General features: G+C 66.6%; 18 protein-coding genes. 5 read left to right on the top strand and 13 right to left on the bottom strand.

Features of this window, described 5'->3' with window-relative positions; all coding sequences use genetic code 11:
- Positions 1–19 precede the first annotated feature (19 nt).
- From IGS61_RS15245 to IGS61_RS15210, 8 genes are all read right to left on the bottom strand, one after another.
- Positions 20–805, bottom strand: coding sequence for a substrate-binding periplasmic protein (locus IGS61_RS15245; protein ID WP_230540338.1), 786 nt, complete (start codon positions 803–805; stop codon positions 20–22).
- Between the two features lie 48 nt (positions 806–853).
- Complete coding sequence (gene tssA / locus IGS61_RS15240; RefSeq protein WP_230540337.1) at positions 854–1888, bottom strand: type VI secretion system protein TssA; 1035 nt, start codon at positions 1886–1888, stop codon at positions 854–856.
- Positions 1889–1908: 20 nt separating this feature from the next.
- Positions 1909–4551 (bottom strand): type VI secretion system ATPase TssH, encoded by a 2643-nt coding sequence (tssH, locus tag IGS61_RS15235; protein WP_230540336.1) that lies wholly within the window; start codon positions 4549–4551, stop codon positions 1909–1911.
- Positions 4548–5009, bottom strand: a complete 462-nt coding sequence (tssE, locus tag IGS61_RS15230) for a type VI secretion system baseplate subunit TssE (protein WP_230540335.1) — start codon at positions 5007–5009, stop codon at positions 4548–4550. Before tssE ends, tssH begins: the two co-directional genes overlap by 4 nt.
- Before the next feature lie 66 nt (positions 5010–5075).
- Positions 5076–5567: an Hcp family type VI secretion system effector gene (locus IGS61_RS15225; protein WP_034750126.1), complete on the bottom strand. Its 492-nt coding sequence runs from the start codon at positions 5565–5567 to the stop codon at positions 5076–5078.
- 31 nt (positions 5568–5598) lie between these two features.
- Positions 5599–7098, bottom strand: coding sequence for a type VI secretion system contractile sheath large subunit (gene tssC, locus IGS61_RS15220; RefSeq protein ID WP_230540334.1), 1500 nt, complete (start codon positions 7096–7098; stop codon positions 5599–5601).
- Between the two features lies 1 nt (position 7099).
- Positions 7100–7609, bottom strand: coding sequence for a type VI secretion system contractile sheath small subunit (tssB, locus tag IGS61_RS15215; RefSeq protein ID WP_230540333.1), 510 nt, complete (start codon positions 7607–7609; stop codon positions 7100–7102).
- 37 nt (positions 7610–7646) lie between these two features.
- Entirely contained in the window at positions 7647–8246 is a 600-nt protein-coding gene (locus tag IGS61_RS15210; protein WP_230540332.1) for a hypothetical protein, read from the bottom strand.
- A gap of 279 nt (positions 8247–8525) precedes the next feature.
- Here IGS61_RS15210 and tssJ point away from each other — a divergent pair, with 279 nt between their 5' ends.
- From tssJ to icmH, 3 genes are read left to right on the top strand one after another with little or no spacing between them, the layout of a single operon-like run.
- Complete coding sequence (gene tssJ, locus IGS61_RS15205; protein ID WP_230540331.1) at positions 8526–9125, top strand: type VI secretion system lipoprotein TssJ; 600 nt, start codon at positions 8526–8528, stop codon at positions 9123–9125.
- A 37-nt stretch (positions 9126–9162) separates the two neighbouring features.
- Positions 9163–10533: a type VI secretion system baseplate subunit TssK gene (gene tssK / locus IGS61_RS15200; RefSeq protein ID WP_230540330.1), complete on the top strand. Its 1371-nt coding sequence runs from the start codon at positions 9163–9165 to the stop codon at positions 10531–10533.
- Positions 10530–11315 (top strand): type IVB secretion system protein IcmH/DotU, encoded by a 786-nt coding sequence (gene icmH / locus IGS61_RS15195; protein WP_230540329.1) that lies wholly within the window; start codon positions 10530–10532, stop codon positions 11313–11315. Before tssK ends, icmH begins: the two co-directional genes overlap by 4 nt.
- Before the next feature lie 127 nt (positions 11316–11442).
- On the opposite strand, the gene IGS61_RS15190 is transcribed toward icmH, so the two are convergent.
- The 4 genes from IGS61_RS15190 to IGS61_RS15175 all read right to left on the bottom strand — a co-directional run bounded on the left by IGS61_RS15190 (position 11443) and on the right by IGS61_RS15175 (position 18096).
- Complete coding sequence (locus IGS61_RS15190; RefSeq protein WP_230540328.1) at positions 11443–12222, bottom strand: OmpA family protein; 780 nt, start codon at positions 12220–12222, stop codon at positions 11443–11445.
- 9 nt (positions 12223–12231) lie between these two features.
- Entirely contained in the window at positions 12232–13212 is a 981-nt protein-coding gene (gene tagF / locus IGS61_RS15185; RefSeq protein ID WP_230540327.1) for a type VI secretion system-associated protein TagF, read from the bottom strand.
- The gene (gene tssM, locus IGS61_RS15180) at positions 13209–17039 is read right to left on the bottom strand and encodes a type VI secretion system membrane subunit TssM (RefSeq protein ID WP_230540326.1); all 3831 of its coding nucleotides are present in this window, start codon (positions 17037–17039) and stop codon (positions 13209–13211) included. Before tssM ends, tagF begins: the two co-directional genes overlap by 4 nt.
- A gap of 217 nt (positions 17040–17256) precedes the next feature.
- Positions 17257–18096, bottom strand: coding sequence for a M15 family metallopeptidase (locus IGS61_RS15175; RefSeq protein ID WP_230540325.1), 840 nt, complete (start codon positions 18094–18096; stop codon positions 17257–17259).
- 139 nt (positions 18097–18235) lie between these two features.
- Between IGS61_RS15175 and IGS61_RS15170 the strand changes: the two genes are divergently transcribed.
- Positions 18236–18916, top strand: coding sequence for a hypothetical protein (locus IGS61_RS15170; protein ID WP_230540324.1), 681 nt, complete (start codon positions 18236–18238; stop codon positions 18914–18916).
- A gap of 58 nt (positions 18917–18974) precedes the next feature.
- On the opposite strand, the gene IGS61_RS15165 is transcribed toward IGS61_RS15170, so the two are convergent.
- Entirely contained in the window at positions 18975–19769 is a 795-nt protein-coding gene (locus IGS61_RS15165) for an alpha/beta fold hydrolase (protein WP_230540323.1), read from the bottom strand.
- A 336-nt stretch (positions 19770–20105) separates the two neighbouring features.
- On the opposite strand from IGS61_RS15165, the gene IGS61_RS15160 reads away from it, so the two are divergent.
- Positions 20106–20489, top strand: coding sequence for a hypothetical protein (locus tag IGS61_RS15160; RefSeq protein ID WP_230540322.1), 384 nt, complete (start codon positions 20106–20108; stop codon positions 20487–20489).
- Positions 20490–20713 lie beyond the last annotated feature (224 nt).

The raw sequence follows: 20713 nt of genomic DNA, 5'->3' as shown, positions 1-20713 counted from the left end.
TCTTCTCCAGATGGTGAAATCAGGGCAGCAATGCGCGGTCGACGATGCGGCGGATCGCGCCATTATTCTGCATGCGCACGATGGCGGCATTGAATTGTTCGATAAAGTCTTCGCGATAGGGGTAAGCGACGGGCCGGCGCGCCGTAAAACCCAGGTGGCCCTGCTGGCTGGCCAGTTGCGCCGTTTCCTGTATCGCCTGCATCGGCGTGCCCGGCGGCCCCTCGCGCCGGATGCGCTGCAATTCCCACTGCGCCGACAGGCGGTCGCTGACATAGCAATCGATGCGCCCGCGCATCAGCTTGAGCAGATTCGTGCGCGTGCCCTTGGCCGGGTCGAGCACGATTTTTTCGGCGCGCAGGGCCGCCATCAGCCCCGCATCGCCCGGCAAAAAACCTGCGTTCACGCCGATGTGCAGGCCGCCGTAATCGGCGGGCCACTGGCGCAGCGCGCGCCTGGCCAGCACGTCCTGGCTGCACAGCACCACCAGCTGCTCCATCAGCAGCGGCACGGAATAGCGCACGTACGGCCGCTCGCTGCGCCACGAATACGGCGGATACAGGGCGAAGGCCTCGCCCGTCTGCAGCATCAGCAGCCCCCGTTTCCAGGGTACGGGGCGCAGCTGCACCGCATACTGCGGCATCGCTTGCGCCGCTTCGCGCACGATCTCCGTGTAGATGCCTTTCAGCTGGCCATTCTCGACGTAGGAGTACGGCGGATAATCGTCGTCGCCATAGATCACCAGCGGCGTTGCCCCTTCGGCCCGCGCGCTGGCGGCGATAAACAGGCATAGCGCGGCAGGCAACATGAGCATTCTGGACATGCCCGAAGAGTAGCACGGAAGGGACAAACGCCATCATCCGTTTGCGCTGTTCGTGCCCAGCATCTCGTCGAGCTGCGCCAGGGTGCCTGAATCCTTCACGACGGCGCGCAGCCACAGGTGCAGCGGCAGTTCGCCCCAGCTGGCGGCCTTGTCGGCCAGGTAGGCGACGGGGCTGTGCGGCTCCGTGCGGCGGAAAAAATCGGCCACCTGGCGCAGCTGGGCCAGCGCCTGCTGGCGCTGCACGATGGCGCCGCCAGCGCCCCCGTCGGCGCCCTGGCCGGCGGCGGCCGGCGCGCCGATAAAGTCCGCGCCGGGCGACAGTGGCGCGATGAAATGAATGGCGTTTTCCAGCGCTTCGCGCGCGGCGCGGAAACTCGGCCCATCGGCGCCGAAATGCGCGTCGACGCTGCGTTCGAACGCCAGCAGCGACTGCATGCAGTACTGCGCATCGGCCAGCAAGGCGCCGGAAAAGGCGCGCGTATTCCTTTGCCGCGCCGCCTCCATCTGCGCCAGGGTCGCCCCTTCGTCGTGGCGCGCATCGCCCCAGCCCTGCTCCGCCGCGCCCTGCGCCAGGCTGGCCGCCGCGCGCTGGCGCGCCGCATCGAAATCCTGCAGCGCAAACGGGCCATCGGCACCTTCCGTCAGCGGGATTTCGCGCAGCAGCTGCGGCGTGCGCGAGAGCAGCCAGAAGACATTGCCGATGCGCTGTTCCTGGTCGCCCTCTTCCGCCAGCGGGTACAGGCCCTCCCAGTAACGCTCGCACAGGCCGGCCAGCAGCGCGTAGCCGTCGCCCAGGCCGCGGAAATGGCGCGTCTTCGCGTGCGCCTCGGCCAGCCACACGGCCACGCGCAAATCCTTGCTGTGCGTGGCGATCAGCTGTTCGCAGCGCGTCGCCACGAAGGGCCAGTCGGCTTCCTTCAGCGCCGTCACCCATTCGCCCTGGTCCAGGCTCGGGTCGTCGTGCTGGCGCGCGCGCGCGATGGCGTCGAGCTCCTGGCTGAAGGTGATGTCTTCGCCGCAGGGGCTGACGGCGCTGACGGGGTGCAGCAACTGCTCCAGGTTGAACATGGCGCTCTCCGGAAGGTGGATTATCGGATCGTGTACTTGAACTGTCCCTGCTTGCTGGCAGTGACGCGGATCGACGCGACCGGCTCGCCTTCGGCCATGCGCGCCAGCACCGCTTCGGCAATCGCCGGCAGCAGGCTGCCGTTGAGAATTTGATCGACATTGCGCGCGCCCGAATCGACCTCGGTGCAGCGCGCCAGCACGGCGTCGACCAGGCCCGCGTCATGGCTGAACTGCGCCTGGTGGTTGCGCGCGATGCGCGCGCCTATCCTCGCCAGTTTCAGGGCGATGATCTCGGCCAGCACCGCGTCGTTCAGCGGATAGAAGGGCAGCACCTTGAGGCGCCCCAGCAAGGCCGGCTTGAAGTGCGCCACCAGTTGCGGGCGCACCAGTTCTTCCAGCGCGGCGGGCGTAGGCAAGTCTTGCGCCGCCCGGTTCAGGCAGGCGGCCATCATGGCGCCCGAACCCAGGTTCGAGGTGGCGATGATGATGGTGTTGCGAAAATCGACTTCGCGCCCTTCCGCGTCATCGAGCACGCCCTTGTCGAAGACCTGGAAGAACAGTTCGAGCACGTCGGGATGGGCTTTTTCCGCCTCGTCGAGCAGCACCACGCTGTAGGGCTGGCGCCGCACGGCTTCCGTCAGCACGCCGCCTTCGCCATAGCCGACATAGCCGGGCGGCGAGCCTTTCAGGCCGGCCACGCTGTGCGCCTCCTGGTATTCGCTCATGTTAATGGTAATGAGCTTGCGCTCGCCGCCGTACAGCAGGTCGGCCAGCGCCAGCGCCGTTTCCGTCTTGCCCGTGCCGGACGGCCCCGTGAACAAAAACACGGCTTGCGGCTTGTTCGGGTCGTCCAGGCTGGCGCGCGCCGTGCGCACGCGCTGCGCCACCGCGTCGATGACATGGTCTTGTCCCAGCACCCGTTCGCGCAGCGCGCCGTCCAGGGTCAGCACCGTGCGGATCTCGTCCTTGAGCATTTTCCCCAGCGGGATGCCGGTCCAGCCGGCGACGATGCCGGCCACCACCTGCGCATCGACTTCCAGCGGCGACAGCGGCGCTTCACCCTGCAGGGCCGCCAGTTCTTCCTTCAGCGCCAGCAGGCGCGCCGCGCCCACTTCGCCCGGCCGCTCGCCGCGCAGCTGCGCGCGCAGGTCGCCGATCTGCGCCACCAGCGTCTTTTCGCGCTCCCAGCGCTGCGCCAGCGCCGCGACCGCCGCCTGGCCTTCGCCATGCTCGCGCCGCAGCTGCGCCAGGCGCGCGGCGCCGGCTTTATCGGGCACTTCGCCGTCGGCCGCCTCGCGGGCCAGGGCGGCGATTTCCGCGCCGATGCGTTCCTGGCGCCGGTGCGCGTTTTCCAGCTGCGCCGGCGTGGCGCGCTGGCCCAGCGCCACCTTGGCGCACGCCGTATCGAGCACGCCGATGGCCTTGTCGGGCAGCTGGCGCCCGCTGATGTAGCGGTGCGACAGGCGCACCGCCTCGACGATGGCGGCGTCGCGCACGCGGATGCCGAAATGGCGTTCCATCAGCGGCGCCATGGCGCGCAGCATGGCGCAGGCGATGTCCTCGCTTGGCTCTTCCACCTTCACCACCTGGAAGCGCCGCGCCAGCGCCGCATCCTTTTCAAAGTATTTTTTATACTCGCTCCAGGTGGTGGCGGCGATGGTGCGCAGGGCGCCGCGCGCCAGCGCCGGTTTCAGCAGATTGGCCGCGTCGTTCTGCCCGGCCTGGCCGCCGGCGCCGATCATGGTGTGCGCCTCGTCGATGAAGAGGATGACCGGGTGCGGGCTTTTCGCCACCTCGTCGATGACGTTCTTCAGGCGGCTTTCGAATTCGCCTTTCACGCTGGCGCCGGCCTGCAGCAAGCCCATGTCGAGCGCGTGGATGTGCGCGCCCTGCAGCACTTCGGGCACGTCGCCGGCGGCGATGCGCAGGGCCAGGCCTTCCACCACGGCCGTCTTGCCCACGCCCGCCTCGCCCGTAAGTATCGGGTTGTTCTGGCGGCGGCGCAGCAGGATGTCGACGGCCTGGCGTATCTCCGCCTCGCGGCCGATCACGGGATCGAGCTTGCCGTCGCGCGCCAGCTGCGTCAGGTCGGTGGTGAACTGGTCCAGCGCCGGGGTTTTGCTGGCCAGGCTAGCAACAGGGTCGTCGCCGGTGTCGGCAAGCCGCGGCACTGCCGCGCTTTCCTCCTCGCCGGAGCCGGCCGTGAGCTTGTCCGGATGATGCTTCAATTGCTCCACGCTGAAGCGGGCGAACAGCTTCGAGCCGCGGTAGGCCAGCTGCGACAGTTCCGGTTCCGTCAGCAGCGCCAGCAGCAGGTGGCGGCTGCGGATGGGCCCCGGCTGCGCCGTATCGAGCGAAGCGATCAGCCAGGCGTGTTCGAACAGCAGCGGCAAGTGGGGTGAAAACACGGGCGTGCGCGCGCTGCCCGTGCGGAAGCCGCCGATCTCGCGGCGCAGATCCGCCTCCAGCGCCGTCAGGCTGATTTCGCTGCGCCGCGCAATGGTGACGAAATCGCTGCGTTCCTGCTCCAGCAGGGCCAGGAACAGGTGTTCGATATCGACTTCATACTGGCCCAGCCCGACGCAGATGGCGGCGGCGCGGGTGGCGGCCGTGCGCGCCGTGTCATTCAGTTTGGCGATCAGGGTTTTCAGGTTATTGCTCATGCGGCGGCTCCCTTGCGGTTGATCGAATAGCGCAGCGACGATGGCTGCAGCACGGCGTCGAAATTGACCGTCTCGCCGCCGGCCTGCACGGCCAGGGTGCCGCTGATGACGAAGCCGACGCGGTTGATGGCGCCCGCCTCGCGCTCCAGGCGCGCGCGCACGTTGCGCAGGCGCGGTTCGTGGCGTTCGATGGCGGCCTTCAGGGCGGCGCAGATGCGGGCGCGGTCGTCGCTGCTGGACAAGCACATGCCGGCGAAATCGATCAAGCCATAGTTGACGATGGACGCCGCGCATTCCGGATAGGCATCCAGCGCGCCGGGCGGCAGGGCCACGCGCGTGTTGAGCAGCTCTTCCAGGTCGCGCGCCACCGCATCCTTCAATTGTTCCAGCGACAGGCGCGCCGCCGCGCCGCCGTCGCCCATCAGGCGGTCAAACAAGCCAGGTACATAACTGTCCATGCACACTCCTGGAAAATCGGCGCGGCGCGCGGGCGGAGGTGGCCGCCGCGCGCCGCGCGCAATGGATCAAGCCACGCGGTTCGCGGCCAGATCCCAGCCGCCCGAGGTATTGCCGCCGGCGCCGCCCGTCACTTTTTGCTGCGTGTATTTCCACTTCACTTTGGAGAACTTGAAGCCGACGTGTTCGCCGAGGATGTCGCCCTCTTCCACGTTCGGCGTGACGGCGCCGATCAGCACATTCTCGATTTCGATTTCAAAGTATTTGACGCGTTCGCCCTGGCCGTCGGCGCGCATGAATTCGAAGCGCGCCTTGGGGATGGTCTTGCCGGCCGAGCAGGTCTGCAGCAGCACCGGCGAGGCCAGGTCGGCCAGCTTGGAAATGACGATGTCCTTGTGCTCGCAGCGTTCGGCCGTGTGCCCGCCGCCCGTCGAGGCGGTGGCGGACTTCGGCTGCTCGACGCTCCAGCTGACCGATTTGCACTCGATCCAGTCCTTGTGCTTGTCATCGGTGGACTCGCCCTTGATGCCGTCTATCTGCAGATATACATCGATTGCCATGGTGTGCTCCTGTGGTTGAAAGAGGGGTGGATCAGGAATTGGTCGACTTCGGCAACTCCGCGACCAGTCGGAGCGAAACGGACAGCTCATCGAGCTGGAAATGGGGGCGCAGGAACGACACGGCGCGGTACACGCCCGGCCGGCCCGGCACTTCATGCACCTGCACGGACGCCTCGCGCAGCGGGAACTGCGCCTTCTGTTCCTGGCTGGCGTTATCGTCGAGCAGCACGTACTGCATCAGCCAGCGGTTCAGAAAATCCTCCACGTTGGAGGCGGCGGCAAAGCTGCCGATCTTGTCGCGCATCATGGCCTTCATGTAGTGGGCGATGCGCGAAACGGCGAAGATGTACTGCAACTGCGACGACAGCACAGCGTTGGCGTTGGCCGCGTCGCTGTTGTACTTGCGGCTCTTCTGCGCCGACTGCGCGCCGAAGAAGGCCGCATACGCCGTGTTCTTGCAGTGCACCAGCGAGATGAAGCCCAGGTCCGACAATTCCTTTTCGCGGCGGTCCGTGATCGCCACTTCGGCCGGGCATTTCAGGGCCACGTCGCCCTCGTCCGTCTTGAAGGTGTGGGTCGGCAGGTCGTCCACCAGGCCGCCGCCTTCCACGCCGCGGATGGCGGCGCACCAGCCGTAATCGGCAAAGGCGCGCGTCAGCTTGCAGCCGAACGCATACGCGGCGTTGCACCACAGGTATTTGTGATGGTCGCTGCCGTCGACTTCCTCGACAAAATTAAAACCTTCGACGGTGGTGCCGTCGACGGGATTGAACGGCAGCCGGCCCAGGAAGCGGGGCAAGGTCAGTCCGACATAGCGCGCATCCTCGGATTCGCGGAAGGCTTTCCATTTCGCGTACTCGATGGTGTCGAACACCTTGGCCAGGTCGCGCGGTTTGCCCAGGTCGCCGTAGCTTTCCAGGCCAAACAGTTCCGGCGCGGCCGAGGCGATGAACGGCGCATGCGCGGCGGCGGCGATGTGCGACATCTGCTCGACGAAATACATGTCTTCCGGCTGGCGCGAGATGGCGAAGTCGCCCAGCAGCGCGGCGAAGGGCGCGCCGCCGAAGGTGCCGAATTCCTCTTCATACACCTTCTTGAACATGCTGCTCTGGTCGAATTCCAGCGCGGCCTGGAAATCCTTCACCAGTTCGCGCTTGGTGGCGTTGAACATGCGGATCTGCAGCCGCGTGCCCGTGTCGGAATTGCCGACCAGGTAGCGCAGCCCCGTCCAGCTTTGCTCGAGCTGCTGGAACGGCGCCGCGTGCATGATTTCGCTGAGCTGGGCGGAGATCAGGCGGTCGATTTCCGCCACGCGCCCGTCCAGGGTGGCCGACAGGCTGCTGGACATCAGCACCGTGCCGTCAAGCACCTGCGCCACCAGTTCCGAGATCAGATCGCGCGCGCGCGCATGTTCGGCGCCGGACTTGGCGACGCGGCTCTGCTCGACGATCTGGTCCAGCAAATCGGTGGCGGCCGGCGCACCGGATGCGGATACAGAGAGGGATTCTGGGGCTTCTGCCTGGGCGCTCATCTCAATCCTCCTGCGCTGGGAACTGCGGTTTCAGGGTGGCCAGGCTGTCCGTGTTGTTCAGCACTTCCGTCAGCAAGTCTTCCAGCTTGTCGTTGCCCGCCAGCTTGTTGCGCAAGTCGGCCAGCTTGGTGCGCGCGTCGAGCAGCTTGCGCAAGGGCTCCACCTGGCGCACCACCGATTCCGGACGGAAGTCGTCCATCGAGCGGAAATGCAGGTCGACGGCGAAGGTGCCGCCCGCCTCGCTGAGGCGGTTCGGCACGGCGAAACGGGCGACCGGTTCCACGCCGGCCAGCACTTCGTCGAAGTTGTCGCGGTCGAGGGCGACGAACTTGCGGTCCTTCAGGCGTTTTTTCTCGCTGTCCGGATTGCCGCCAAAGTCGCCCAGCACGCCGACCACGAAGGGCAGCTCCTTGTTTTCAATCGCGTCGCCGATCTCGACGTCGTAGGTCATTTGCACGCGCGGCGCGCGTATCTGCTTCAGGCGTTTTTGCACGCTGTCGGACTTGGGCATGTCGCTTCCTTTGCAAGGGGATGGTGGGAATGCTCGCTTATTTCAGGCCGCTGAACGGGTCGGCCGTGCTGCCTGGCGAGGCCGCGCCCTTCGCCGCCGGCGTGCCGGAACCGGGAGCGGCGGCGCGCTTGCCGGCCGCCGGCGGGCGCCTGGCCGGCGGCACCAGAACTTCTTCGCCGATGCTGGCGCGCAGCAGCTTGGCCAGGTCCTGCGCTTCCGAGCGCAGCGAGCCGTTCAGATTGTTTTGCCGCGACAGGTCGGCCAGTGCCTTGCCGGACAGGCGCAAGCCGCTGACGGCGACGATGCTGTTGGCGACCTTGTCGTCCGGGTCGCGTTCCAGCGCTTCGAGCGCATGGCCGATGGCGTCGCCGTACTGGCCGCGGTCGAACTTCATCTGCGCCATTTGCAGCCACGGCGCCTTGTCGGCCGGATAGCTCGTGCCGCCGCGCTGAAGCAGGGTCATGGCGCGTTCGTACTGGCCGGCGCGCGCGGCCGCGTCGGCGTCGCTCATCACTTGCGCCAAGGTCGGCGCGGCAGGTTTGCTGGACACGGGCTGGTCTGGCGTGGCGCAGGCGGCCAGCAACAGGGCGCTGGCGAGGCAGGCAAGACGGGGCAACACGGTGGTGGCAGGCTTCATCGGGGCACTCCTTCACGTGGAGGACGCTACCGCTGGGAAAGATGGGCGGCGCCTTGGTGGAGGCCATTATTGATCGCCAATTTTTTGGCCAGATTGAGATTAATCAGCAAAGAAGAAGTTCCGCGCCAAAGCCGCGTACAGGTGCATGAATCCTGATCTGGCGCAGGAAGTGCGTTGATCGCAGGCGGACTTTGCGCCAACGCAAGCGGGCCGCCCCTGCATGCGTTTAAATGGCTGCAACACTTTTATTTCCACCCACCATTTTTACAAAGAGTGCCCATGCCATCTGACGCCCCGCTCCGCCGTCTGGCGCGCGCCACCCCGCTACGGCTGCCGGTGTTGCTGCTGGCCTTGCTGCAAGCCGGCTGCGCGGGCGGCGCCATCGGCACCCTGGCCAACGCGGCGCTGCAGATGGCCGGCGTGGCCAAGCCGCCGCCCGAACTGCCCGACGCGCAACAGCCGCCGCGCAACGTCAGCATCCGCCTGCACGCGGCGCAGCGCCTCAACACCGACGCCGAGGGCCGGCCGCTGGCGCTGGTGGCGCGCATCTACAAGCTGCGCCAGAGCGCCGCCTTCGAGCAGGCGCCCTACGACAGCTTCCTCGACGCGCAGCGCGAAAAGGCGGCGCTGGGCGCCGACCTGATGGAAGTCAAAGAGGTGCTGCTGGTGCCGGGCCAGCGCTACGAGGTGCAGGAAAAAGTCAGCAAGGAAGCGTCTTTCATCGGCGTCGTGGCCCTGTTCCGCGCGCCGGCAACGCAGCGCTGGCGCGCCACCTTTGCCGCCGCCGACGCTGAACGCGGCGGCATCACCGTCGGCCTGCATGCGTGCGCGCTCAGCATCAGCGGCGCGTCCACGCTGTCGGCCCCGCGCTGCCAGTAGCACGAACAGACACGCCACACATACAAGGAGAAACGAGATGGGCATGGCAGCGAAAGTCTTGTGGGGAGAAGGCCTGTTCCTGCGGCCGCAGCATTTCCAGCGCCAGGATCAATATCACGAAGCGCGCCTGCATCACACGGCCAGCGCACTGCATCCCTACCTGTGGGGCGTGGCGCAGATGCAGTGGGACCTGGCGGCGCTGAAGACGGGCACCCTGCGCCTGCACGCCCTGTCGGCGATCTTCCGCGACGGCGAAGTGTTCGAGGCGCTGGGCGACGGCGCACCGGGCAGCGACACCCTGCCCCCGCCGGTGGACCTGGAAGCGCTGCCGGCCGCGGTGCAGGAAGTGACGTATTACGCGGCCCTGCCCATCCTCAACCGCGAAGGCATGAACTACACGGCGCAAGCGCCGGCAGCGGGCACGCCGGCGGCCACGCGCTTTGCGCACGCCATGCGCGCCACGCCCGACCTGTTTACGGAGTCCGCCGTGGCCGACGTGGCCTACCTGAAAAAGACCGTGCGCCTGATTCCCGACAGCGAGGCGCGCGGCTCCTACGACTGCCTGCCGCTGATCGCCCTGCGGCGCACGGTGTCGGGCGGCTTCGAGCCCGTGCCCTCGTTCATGGCGCCCAGCCTGGCGATCGCCGGCGCGCCGCGCCTGCAGGGCGTGCTGGAACACCTGCTCGACGCCTTGCAGGCGAAAGTGAGCGCGCTGCACGGCCACCACCGCGAGCCGAGCCGCAACGTGATCGAATTCCGCTCGGGCGACGTATCGTCATTCTGGCTGCTGCACACGGTGAGCACGGCCGCCGCCGCGCTGATGCACTATGTGCGCCATCCGGCCCTGCATCCGGAACGCCTGTACGAGGCGCTGCTGGGCCTGGCGGGAGGCTTGCTCAGCTACTCCAAGCATTACACCCTGGCCAGCCTGCCCGCCTACGACCACGCGCAGCCGGGCGCCTGCTTCGACGCCATCGACGCGATCATCCGCGAACTGCTCGACACCGTCATCTCGTCGAAATATTTTTCCATCGCCCTGCTGGAAGACCAGCCGTCGTACTACCTGGGCAAGCTCGATTCGGGCAAGATCGACCAGCACACCACCCTGTACCTGGCGATACGCGCCGCCATGCCCGCAATCGAGCTGGTCGACGTGGTGCCCGTGCGGGTGAAAGTGGGCGCGCCCGACGACGTGGAAAAATGCGTGCTCACGGCCATGCCCGGCCTCAAATTGTCGCATGCGCCGCAAGTGCCGGCGGCCATCCCCGTGCGGCCCGACACCTATTATTTTGCGATTGAAAACCGCGGCGCGCTGTACGAGCAGATGCTCAAGGCGCAGTCGATTTCCGTCTACGTGCCGGCCGGCATACGCGACCTGCAGCTGGAACTGATCGCGGTGACGGCATGAGCCAGCTCATCGAACGGCGCGCGGCGCCCTCCCTGCTGGGATCACGCGGTGCCGCACCGGCAGGCGGCAACCGGCATGCGGGCAGCGCCCTGCTGGACCTGATGCACGAAGGCTTCTACATGCTGTTCATGCTGAAGCACGGTTCGGCACCCGGCGACGAGCAAAGCTTCATGGACCGCATCACGGCCTTCCTCGGCGACTTCGAACGCGAAGCGAAAAAGATCCGCGCCGACGGCGACGATATCGAGGCGGCCAAGTATGCGTTCTGCGCGGCCGTCGATGAAATCATCCTGGCCTCGCCTTTCGCCCTGCGCAAGCAGTGGGAGCGGCGCCCGCTGCAGCTGCTGATCTTTGGCGACCAGCTGGCAGGCGAACACTTTTTCGACCGCCTCGACGCCTTGCGCGGCAAGGGCGCCATGCGCGTGCAGGCGCTGCAGGTGTTCCACATGTGTTTATTGCTGGGATTCCAGGGCAAGTATGCGATCGACGGCGGCGAAAAACTCAGCTACCTGACGGCGCGCCTGGGCGACGAGATCGCCCACATCAAGGGCAAGAGCCGCGGCTTCGCGCCGCGCGCGGAACGCCCCGACCAGGTGGTCAACAAACGCGGCAGCGACGTGCCGCTGTGGGCGCTGTCGAGCTTTTTCGCCCTGCTGGCCATCTGCGCCTACCTGGGCCTGAAAACGCATCTGACGCGCGGCACGCAAACGACCCTGGCCGCGTATGCGGACCTGGTCAAACTGGCGCCAAGCCCCGCGCACCTGACCATCACCTTGCCCTGAACACCTCACAAAACCTACTGCGCGTCGGTATAGGCGGCCTGCGATGCTCACCGTGCTCTAGCACGGTTGCGCTTCTCGACCGCCTCTCCCTTCCGCTCGCTACGGTTTTGTGAGGTGTCAACCCAATCTATTGCGCGATTCTGAACTCGATGCGCCGGTTACGCGCCCGGCCATCGGCCGTGGCGTTGCTGGCCACGGGACGGTCCGGTCCCTGGCCCGACACCAGCACCGAGTCCGCCACCACGCCCTTGCTGGCCAGGTAGGCGCGCACGGCTTCGGCGCGCGCCAGGCTCAGGGCCACGTTGCTGGCGCGCAGGCCCGTGTCGTCCGTGTGGCCGATCACCTCCACCTTGCGGCCCCGCAGCCTGAGCATGGCGGCCGCCATCTCGTCGAGGATGGCCAGGCCGGCCGGCGTGATGGACGCCTTGCCGCTGTCGAATTCGATGATGCGTTTATCGAGCGCCGCATCGAGCAAGCCCTGCTCGGCCTCGGCCGCCTTGACCCGCAAGCCGTTGTTGACGGTGTAGGTGGGATTGAGGCTGGTGGCGATGTCGCTGGCGATCTGCTGGCGCTGCGCCTCGTTCGCCACTTCGCCGCGCACGCTGACGTTGTTGCCGGCTATGCTGATCTGCCCCCGTGAAATCAGCTTCAGGTTGGGCGCGATCAGCTTTTGCACGTAGGCGTTCCAGTTGGCCGGCACGGCCACGCTGCCGATGGAGATCTGGTCGACCACGCGCTCGGCGCCATACAGTTCGCGCAGGCGGGCCAGCACGGCCGCCTTGCCCGCCTCGTCGGCCAGGGTGCCCGTGACGAGGATTTGCCCAGGCATGGGCGTCTGCGGCGCTTGCGCCTGGGCGTGGCAGGCAGTGGCGGCGCCCAGCAGCAGGAAGAAGACGGTTGGTTTCATCGCAATCCTTCAGGCAAAGGTATCCATGAACATGGCGCAGGCCGAGCGCAGCGACAGCTGTTCCTGCTGCAGGCAGGCGGAAAACCGGCGCAGCGCCGCATCGCTTCCCAGCTGCTCTTCGACCCAGTCGAGCTGGTCGAAGACGATCAGCCGTTCGCTGCCCGCCTGCGGATCGATCAGCGCGCGCAAGCCGTGCGGGTCGGCGCCGCAAAAGCCGATCACCAGCACGGGCGCCTCGTCGAAGCGGGAAAAGAACAGCGCCAGTTCGAAATCGGCCTGGCGCAGGAAAGGCGCGATCAGGTGCAGCCAGAAGCTGGCCACCAGCTCGCGCAGCGGCGCCTCTTGCGGCAGCGGCAGCACCAGGCTTTTCTCCAGGCGCGGCAAACCGCTCTGGCGCACCGGCCGCAGCAGCAGGCCCAGGCCCAGCAGCAGTTCGCGCACCGTCACGGGGAAGGCGGGCGAGGCCAGCATCGCTTGCAGCCCATGCACGGTCTGCGCCTGCAGGAAGGCGGCCAGCCGCGCCGCGTGGCACGGCGCGGCCGGTTCGATTTCCACCACGTTGCCGGCCAGCGCCAGCAGCGCCGGCCCCGGCTCGGCGCTGGCCACGATGCCCTGCGACAGCTGCTCCACGCGCTGCCACAGGGGCGCCAGCGCCAGCGGGCTGCAGCCGACAAAAGCTTCGGCATCGTCGACTTCCAGCGCGCCCATGGCCATGAAGGGAAAGCGCCGCTGCGACTGGTCGTTGCTCGCCTCCAGGCGCCCGGCGATGGCGCGCCGGCTGCGCGTGCCGACGAAGGCAAAGCGCAGCGGCGGCAAGGCGTCGTAATTGAGCTTCCAGCGCGGTTCCACCGTCAGCGCAGTCATGACCTGCGCCAGCCAGTCGTCGAGCAGCTGCACCAGCGCGTGATTGTCGCAAGCCTTGATGAAATCGCCGCGCGCGGGGATCTTGCCGAAGTAGCCGAGGCGCACCTGCTGTGGCGCGCGCATCATGGCGACACTCCCGCTGCGGCTGCGGCGACGGCGGCAATGGCCGGCGCGGGCGCGGCAGCCCCCACGATGGTCTCGGGCAGCTGCATGCCGCGAAAGCCCTGCTCCTGCACCGCAGCGGCGGCACCGGCGCCCGTCGCCGTCGTTTCGGCGCTGCTGGTGATTTTCAGGTCGACTGCCACGGCCACCTCGCCGCGCGCCCAGCGCAGTTCGAACACGCCGCCATCCTTGCGCTTTTTGCTCGCCGCATCGATCATGCGCTTCAGGCCGAACTGCCCCGGCTCGTTGAACAGTTCCACCGTGCGCCCGTCGAAGGTGACGGCCGTGATGCGCGCCCCCTGCATGCCCGCCGCGCCCTGCGGACCCGGATGCACCATGTTCGTCCACTGCGCCGGCGTGTTGCGGTAGCGCAGCTGCTGGCCGTCGATCTCCACCGTGTATTCCAGGGTGCCCGGCGCGGGCGACGGCTGGATCTGGAACACGGTTTGCGCCGCCGTCGACGTGGCCGCCACGCCGCCCGCGCCCAGCGGCGCGATCCAGCCGGGGAAGCGCGCCACCACCTGCGGCGACAGGCTGATGCCCATGTCGGCCCAGGTACGCGGCGCCAGCACGTCGCCGCGCCGCACCACCAGGGGGCCCATGGACGTCGTGACGAATTTCGCCACCAGGCCTTCCGGGCCGAAGAACTGGCCGATCTCCAGGTTGCTCGCCTCGATGCGCGCGCTTGGGGCAAACGGATATTTGTTGGCCAGCGATTTCTGGAACGGCTCATACACCTGCGCCGCCCAGGTCTTGTTGATATCGAGTTCGGCCGGCGCGACGATGACGGCAAAGGTCTGCATCAGCGGGCGCACGAGGATGGGGCGTATGGCCTGCTTCTGCGCGTCGCTCATCCCCGTGAGCAGCTGCTCGTCGACCAGTTTCAGGGCATCGGCCAGTTCGGAACCGCTGCCTTCCAGCGTCTGCTGCATGAACTGGCGCGCACCCGGCCCCGCGTCGCCCTGGTTCTTCAGCTGGTTCAGGCGGCTGCGCAGTTTCGACAGCGCCTCCAGGTAGGCGCGCATCAAGGACGCATTGTTGTCCCTGGCCGCCACCAGCTTGCCCACGCCGGCAAATTCGCGTCCCACGGGGCCCATCGGTTTATCGAGGCGGGCCGGGTCGATCTGCGCATTGAGGCCGGGATTGGCCGTCAGCTGCGACGGCGCGCGGCGCAGCACGGTTTCCTTGAACCAGGCGATGATGCCCCGCTCGGCCTTGCGCAGCTGCGCATTTTGCAGCGCCGGATTGTCCCACGAGGTTTCCTCGTAGATGCTCGTCAGCAGCCTGGCGATCGGCGACGACTGCGGGTCGCCCAGGCGGTTCATGGCCTGCACGGCGCCGTCAAAACCCTTCAGGTCGGCGACGGCGACGCCCTGCACGAATTTTTGCCACTCGCGCGCGTAGTCGGCCTTGTACATGGCCACCAGGTTTTTCTCGATCTGCTCCGGGCTGCCTTCCAGGGTCAGGTCGTCGGTGGAAGCGCTTTTCAGCACCCAGTCGGCGCTTTGCAGCTCGCGGTTGGCGGCATCGCGAAACGCGCCCTCGACGAACTTTTCCCACGCCTGGCGCGTAAAGGCGCCGGAGACGGCATAGCTGCCCGCCAGCAGCGCCTGATCCTGTTCGCCGACGATGCGCGCCACCGTCATGCCGGGAAAGCGCGTCGAAGCGCGCGCCTTGATGTCGGCATACACGCGTTCGCGCGCCGGCATGCCGCGCACCACGCGGCGCAGGTTTTCGCGCGCCTGGTCGACCAGCGCCAGCTTTTGCTCGATGCGCGGCCAGGACGGGTCGCCGATCTGCGCCAGGTAAAACGTCAGCAGCCGTTCGGCGCTGCGTATCATCTGTTCGCGCGGCATGGCGCCCCGGTTGCCCTCCAGCCAGCCGCGCCAGAAACGCGTCAGCTGGTCGTTCAGGTGACTGCTCTCGGCATGCGTCTTGTCGGCCAGCATCAGATAGGTTTTCAGCGCGTTGTAGGCGTCTTCCACATTCGTCGCGCTGGCCGCCTGGTACTGCACGCTGCGCGGCGCGGCGGAAGATGCTGCGGGCGCGGCGGCCGGCGTCTGCGGCGTGCGCGCCGTGGGCTGCAGCTGGTCGGCGCTGGCGTTCATTTCGTACAGCAAGGCTTCCAGCGCGCCCGCCACGGGGGCCAGCATGACCTGGCGCGCGCCGGCAAAATATTCCTCGCGCAGCTTGCGCTCCAGTAAGTCTCCCTGGTACAGGCCCAGGCGCAAGGACCACGGCCTTTGTTCCCGGTACGCTTCCAGCTGCTCGATGCGGTCCTGCAAGATCTCGAGTGCTTCCAGGCGCGACTGCAAATCCAGCCGTTTCTCTTGCAGCTTCACCACTTTATTCAGATCGGCTTCCACATTCGCCACCAGTTGCCGGTTGCCCAGGTAGGACCAGCTCCAGCCGCCCAGACAGGCGCCCAGCGAGACGGTGGCGGCAAAGAACACGGCATATTTGAAGCGCAGCCTGGCGCGGTTGGCATAGTTGGCCACCAGGTGCTTGTCGGCAAAAATCACCTTGCGGAACAGTTCCAGCAGGAAATAGCCATGCTGGCGCGCGCCCGATGGCACGGCGGCCGGGGCCGGCGCGAAGGCCAGGTCGAAGCGGCGCGCCACCTGCTGCGAAGAGGCACTGACGGGCTCGCCCTCCTGCAGCGCGCTGGTAAAGTAAAAGCCGCGGAAGACGGGCTGGAACTGGAACGGATTTTCCTCGAACAGGGTAGCGATGAAGGCGCGCAGGGCCGGCTTGATGGCGGCAAATTCCAGCGGAAACGTAAACACGCCGGGCGCCATCGTCTTGCGTTGCCGGTGCGCCATGTTGGCCAGGCTCAGCTCCGTCAAGCCGTCGTGCAATTCATCGAAGCTCTGGTCGAAAAAACTCAGCAAGTCGGCCGTGGGCAGCTTGCGCTGGTAGGGCATGGTGGCGCCCCAGACGCGCTCGCGCTCGCTGCGCTCGGCATCCGCAAAGAAATCCGTGAAGCCCGAGATCAGGTCCGCCTTGGTAAACACGATGTACAGGGGCGCGAACACTTCCAGGCGCTCGATGACGTCTTGCACGCGCTTGCGCAGGCTGCGCGCCAGTTGCATGCCGACATCGGGATCACCTTTCAATTCGGCGATGCTGACGGCGATGAGGATGCCGTTGATGGGCGCCTTGCGCCGGTATTTTTTCAGCAGGTCGAGAAAGCCGAACCACTCGCCGCGGTGCTCGTCGACGACGGAATAACGTCCCGCCGTGTCGAGCACGATGCCGTCCGTGGTGAAAAACCAGTCGCAGTTGCGCGTGCCGCCCACGCCTTGCACGATCTTGCCGTCGGCGAAGGGAAATTGCAGGCCCGAATGCAGGATGGCACTGCTCTTGCCGGCCGCCGGATTGCCGATGATCATGTACCACGGCAATTCGTACAGGGCCGCGGCGCCCGATTTGAGGCCCAGCTTGGACGTCTTGATGGTCTCGATAGCGGCCTGCATGCCCGTGCGCACGGCGTCGAGTTCGCCATGCTGCGTGTTGCTGGCCGTCGATGCCGAGGCCGCTTGCGCGGCGGCGATCTCGGCCTCGTTGAGGATGGCCTGTCCCAGCGCCTGCGCATCGCGCCGCGCGCGGCGCCGGCGCCACAGCCACAGGCCCAGCCACGTGACAAAGGCCAGCAGCAGCAAGGCCAGCGCCCAGATCAGCGCCACTTCCAGCACTTCGGCGCCCAGGTACAGGAACACGGCCAGCGCCACGAAGCCGAAGATGGTCAGATTGCGGCTGTCGGTGAGGAAATGCCAGAGTCGTCGCAGCATGATGAGCCCAGAGTGAGGTCGCAAAGCAGGAGGAACGCCGCCGCGCAGCAAGGCGGACTCGACCCATCCTGACAGCAATGCGGCACGCCTTTGTTGACATATGACAAGTACCCGGCGCCAGCGTGCCGCAGGTGCCGGCATGCCATTGACGCTGCGCAAGCAAGCTTGCAGCTGTGAAAATCCGGCCGCGGCGCGGCGCTAGAATGGCTGGCGCGGCTTACTTGCCCAGCACGCGCGGTTGCGGCAATTCCGTGTGGCCAAAATCCATCATGGTCCAGCGCCCGCCCCAGCGCAGGCCCACCGATTCGGCCGTCACGCCATATAAACGGTAGCCGCGCATGGCCCAGGCATTTTTTTCAGAAATGATGAGCTTTCCTTCATGCATGAATGCGCAATCGGCGGCCAGGCCGTACTGGTGATAGCTTTGAAACGCCCTGGCGTTCGTCACGTTGGGGCCGGCCGCCGCCAATTGATCCTGGCGCGCGGGACTGCGGTAGCCTTCCAGCAAGACCATGTCGTAGCCATGCACCTCCTTCATGATCTTGAAGACCAGCAGCAAACGCTGCGCGTAATCATGGTCGAGCAATTGCCAGTTGCGGCTGGCGCCGCCCAACAGCGGACGCAGCTGCGTCACTTCCGCCGTGGAAAACAGCAGCGGCGGCAAGGCGGGCGGCGGTACCAGCTGCTCGCCTTTCAGCAAGTCGCTGACCTGGTCATTGATCGCATGTTGCTGGTCGGCATAGCCGCGCAGGGCGATGCGGTCGCTGGACAGCCAGGCCAGCAGCGGCGGCACGATGACCAGCACGCTGCCTGCCAGGCTCAGCCAGCGATGCCGCCGCAGCAGCTGCCAGGCGCGCGCCATGCCCGAGCCCGTGTGCCGCTGCACGCGCTGCCATTGCGCGCCGCCACCCCGCTGCAGCCCCTGCGCGCGCCGCTGCATGCGCCAGCCCAGGTTGACGAGCGTATGCAGCACGATGGCGCGGCCGCCGGGAAACAGCAGCAGCCAGCAGGCAAAACAGGCGAGCAGGAAATACATCAGGATCAGGGCGACGAACATGGGGCGCTCCATAAGGGGAATAGCCAGGGCCGGGCAAGCAATTGCTCGGCGGTATCGCTAGATCGTAGGCGCCCGCGGCCCGCATGAGCGCGGTTTACATCAAGGTCAGTCGAGTTTGATCCACTGCGGAGGTGATATTTTGTCTTTATTGAAAACCGGAGATGGCCAGGCACGCGGTCCCAACCTGCTGAGCAAGGCCGGCACGGCCGGTGCGCCATGCGACAGCAAGGGCATCCTGTCGCAGCTCGAACACGGCGTCGCCGCGCCCGCTGTCCGGCCCGCCCTGCGCTGGCGCCCTGGCTGGCGGCACGGGGCCGCCGGCGTGCTGTGCCTGGCGGTGCTGATCACGGCCGTACTCGCTTACTACACGGAGGCCAGCTTCCTGCCGCCGGCACCCGTCACGGCCACGGCGGCGCCCGCAGTGCCGGCGCCATCCGCGCCAACGGTGCCCCCGCACGCGGCGCAAGCGGCCACCATCGTCAATACGGCGGGACCGCCCTTGCCTGTGGCGGCCGCCGCGACAGCAAGCGTCCCGCACAAGACGCCGCCGCCCGTACGCCAGGCCGCCGCCCGTCCACACGGAGCAAAACCGGCTGGCGCGCCCGGCGACAGCGACGTCGCCTTGCTGACGGCGATGGTGGCGCATGCGCACCGGCAGGAAGGCACGGCGCCGCCCGTGCGCGACGTGGTGCTGCGCCAACAGGAAGAAGAAACGGCTGAGCTGTTGCGCCGCTGTCAGCAGCTGGGCCTGATCGAAGGCATGCTGTGCCGCTCGCGCATCTGCTCGGGCCTCTGGGACAGCGATCCCGCCTGCCATTGAGGCTGACGCGCCGCATGGAAGCTCAGGCGCGCTTGTCGCGGGTGATCCATACCAGGGTCTATCCTGGGTTTTTCGGGTGGGCGGCCGCGTCCATGCGGCCTTGCAAAAAGCCTTCCATCAGCGCCAGCAACGCCTGCGGCTGCTCCTGATGCGGCGTATGGCCGCATTGCTCGACGATGGCGGGCACGGCGTTGAGGGCCTGCGCCACGATCGTGTCGACCTGGGCGGCGCTGCCGTACTGGTCCTCGCTGCCCTGCACCACCAGCGCCGGGCATTCGACGGAAGGCAGCAGGTACTCGATGTTCCAGAACTGGAAACCATAGCTGAGCCAGGTATCCGCCCAGGCCTTGAAGATGGTTGCCGTCTTGTCGCCATGGTATTTCGCCAGCGCGCGCAGCTTGCCCGCGCCAAACGCCGCGTCCGCCACGCGGATGCCATCGAGCGTGATGCCCTCGACAAACACGTGCGCCGCCTCGGTAATGAGGCCGCGCAAGCGCGGCGGCTGCTGCGCCGCATAGATCAGGGCGATGCTGCCGCCATCGGAATGGCCGATGAGAAAGTGATCCTGCCCCGGCAGCAGTGCGGCGAGCACCTGCGGCAGCTCGCACAGCGCGTAGTCGTGCAAATAATGGAGCTGGCGCCGCGCCGCCAGCGGCGACGACTGCCCATAGCCGTGGCGGTCATACAGCAAGCCGCGGCAACCCGTCGCCTGGCACAGCTGCGCGGGGAAATCTTTCCACATCGCGCAGCAGCCGAGCCCCTCGTGCAGGAATACCAGGCAGGGCTTGGCGGGGTCGCCGTCGATCAGTTCGTAATAGATATCGGTTTCGGCGCTCAGGTTCAGTATCGGCATGGGCTAGGCTCGCAACGGGTTCCGCATCGGCAGGACAGGCTGGCCTATTGTGCCATCGTCCGCAAGAGCATGCTCGTCGTACACGGAAAAATAGCCGCCTGGAAAATTTGCAAGCCGCTGTCCGCACGCTGTTTGCGTCAACGCAAATACCCGCTGTTTTTCCCCGCCCTGGCGCCCCTTTTCGCCACGGCGCGGGCCTAGAATTGGCTTCTCCTCCCTCGGAGCAGACGGCTACCTTATCAGCCTAGACGTGACACTGGCCGTCACGGCAACAGATAGGGCGTCTTGCCGCACGACGTCAGGCGCGGCGTCCAAACTATCGATCAGGAGTACATCATGGAAATGAAAGTAGAACATCGCACGGGCAGCAACCTGGCACTGGAAGAAACCGATGCGCCGACGGAACAGGAAGGCCAAAGCGCCCAGGGCGCGGCCGCACAGGACTTGAACCTGAGCCCCGCTGCCTTCACCACATACTACACGTGGACGGCCAATGGCGTGCATCCTTCGGTCAACTTCGTCAATGCCAATGTGAAGGCCAATTCGCGCGTCTTTCTTAACATCAGCGAGTATGCCGCCACGCCCCAGGACCGCTTCATCGGCGCCGCCCGCATGGCCGTGTACAACATCGCGCCGTACAACGGCGGCTTCCGGGCCTGGGTGGAAATCTCCTGGGGCAGCCCGCTCAAGGTGCGTTTCGACGTATTTGTCGATCCCTGATCCGGGAAACACTGCGCGTACCCCCGCCACCAGCAGACCGGCATCGCGCACGTGGTTAAGGCACTGAAAGCTTGGATGGCGTGAACGGGAAACCGCGCGCGCAAAACAAAAGGGCCACGTGTTGCCACGTGGCCCTTTGCTACTGCTTGTTCTGGCTCCCCGACCTGGACTCGAACCAGGGACCTGCGGATTAACAGTCCGTCGCTCTACCAACTGAGCTATCA

It is taken from the genome of Janthinobacterium sp. FW305-129 (assembly GCF_020858115.1).
In the GTDB taxonomy this organism is placed as follows: domain Bacteria; phylum Pseudomonadota; class Gammaproteobacteria; order Burkholderiales; family Burkholderiaceae_D; genus Janthinobacterium.
This window is presented reverse-complemented; position numbering and strand designations above follow the sequence as displayed.

Excerpts from the sequence above, each read along its gene's own strand:
- tssH (WP_230540336.1), bottom strand. The coding sequence starts at position 4,551 with ATGAGCAATAACCTGAAAACCCTGATCGCCAAACTGAATGACACGGCG.
- IGS61_RS15245 (WP_230540338.1), bottom strand. The coding sequence starts at position 805 with ATGTTGCCTGCCGCGCTATGCCTGTTTATCGCCGCCAGCGCGCGGGCC.
- tssA (WP_230540337.1), bottom strand. The coding sequence starts at position 1,888 with ATGTTCAACCTGGAGCAGTTGCTGCACCCCGTCAGCGCCGTCAGCCCC.
- tssE (WP_230540335.1), bottom strand. The coding sequence starts at position 5,009 with ATGGACAGTTATGTACCTGGCTTGTTTGACCGCCTGATGGGCGACGGC.
- IGS61_RS15175 (WP_230540325.1), bottom strand. The coding sequence starts at position 18,096 with ATGTTCGTCGCCCTGATCCTGATGTATTTCCTGCTCGCCTGTTTTGCC.
- tssC (WP_230540334.1), bottom strand. The coding sequence starts at position 7,098 with ATGAGCGCCCAGGCAGAAGCCCCAGAATCCCTCTCTGTATCCGCATCC.
- IGS61_RS15165 (WP_230540323.1), bottom strand. The coding sequence starts at position 19,769 with ATGCCGATACTGAACCTGAGCGCCGAAACCGATATCTATTACGAACTG.
- tagF (WP_230540327.1), bottom strand. The coding sequence starts at position 13,212 with ATGATGCGCGCGCCACAGCAGGTGCGCCTCGGCTACTTCGGCAAGATC.
- IGS61_RS15160 (WP_230540322.1), top strand. The coding sequence starts at position 20,106 with ATGGAAATGAAAGTAGAACATCGCACGGGCAGCAACCTGGCACTGGAA.
- IGS61_RS15225 (WP_034750126.1), bottom strand. The coding sequence starts at position 5,567 with ATGGCAATCGATGTATATCTGCAGATAGACGGCATCAAGGGCGAGTCC.
- tssJ (WP_230540331.1), top strand. The coding sequence starts at position 8,526 with ATGCCATCTGACGCCCCGCTCCGCCGTCTGGCGCGCGCCACCCCGCTA.
- IGS61_RS15210 (WP_230540332.1), bottom strand. The coding sequence starts at position 8,246 with ATGAAGCCTGCCACCACCGTGTTGCCCCGTCTTGCCTGCCTCGCCAGC.
- tssK (WP_230540330.1), top strand. The coding sequence starts at position 9,163 with ATGGGCATGGCAGCGAAAGTCTTGTGGGGAGAAGGCCTGTTCCTGCGG.
- IGS61_RS15190 (WP_230540328.1), bottom strand. The coding sequence starts at position 12,222 with ATGAAACCAACCGTCTTCTTCCTGCTGCTGGGCGCCGCCACTGCCTGC.
- icmH (WP_230540329.1), top strand. The coding sequence starts at position 10,530 with ATGAGCCAGCTCATCGAACGGCGCGCGGCGCCCTCCCTGCTGGGATCA.
- tssB (WP_230540333.1), bottom strand. The coding sequence starts at position 7,609 with ATGCCCAAGTCCGACAGCGTGCAAAAACGCCTGAAGCAGATACGCGCG.
- tssM (WP_230540326.1), bottom strand. The coding sequence starts at position 17,039 with ATGCTGCGACGACTCTGGCATTTCCTCACCGACAGCCGCAATCTGACC.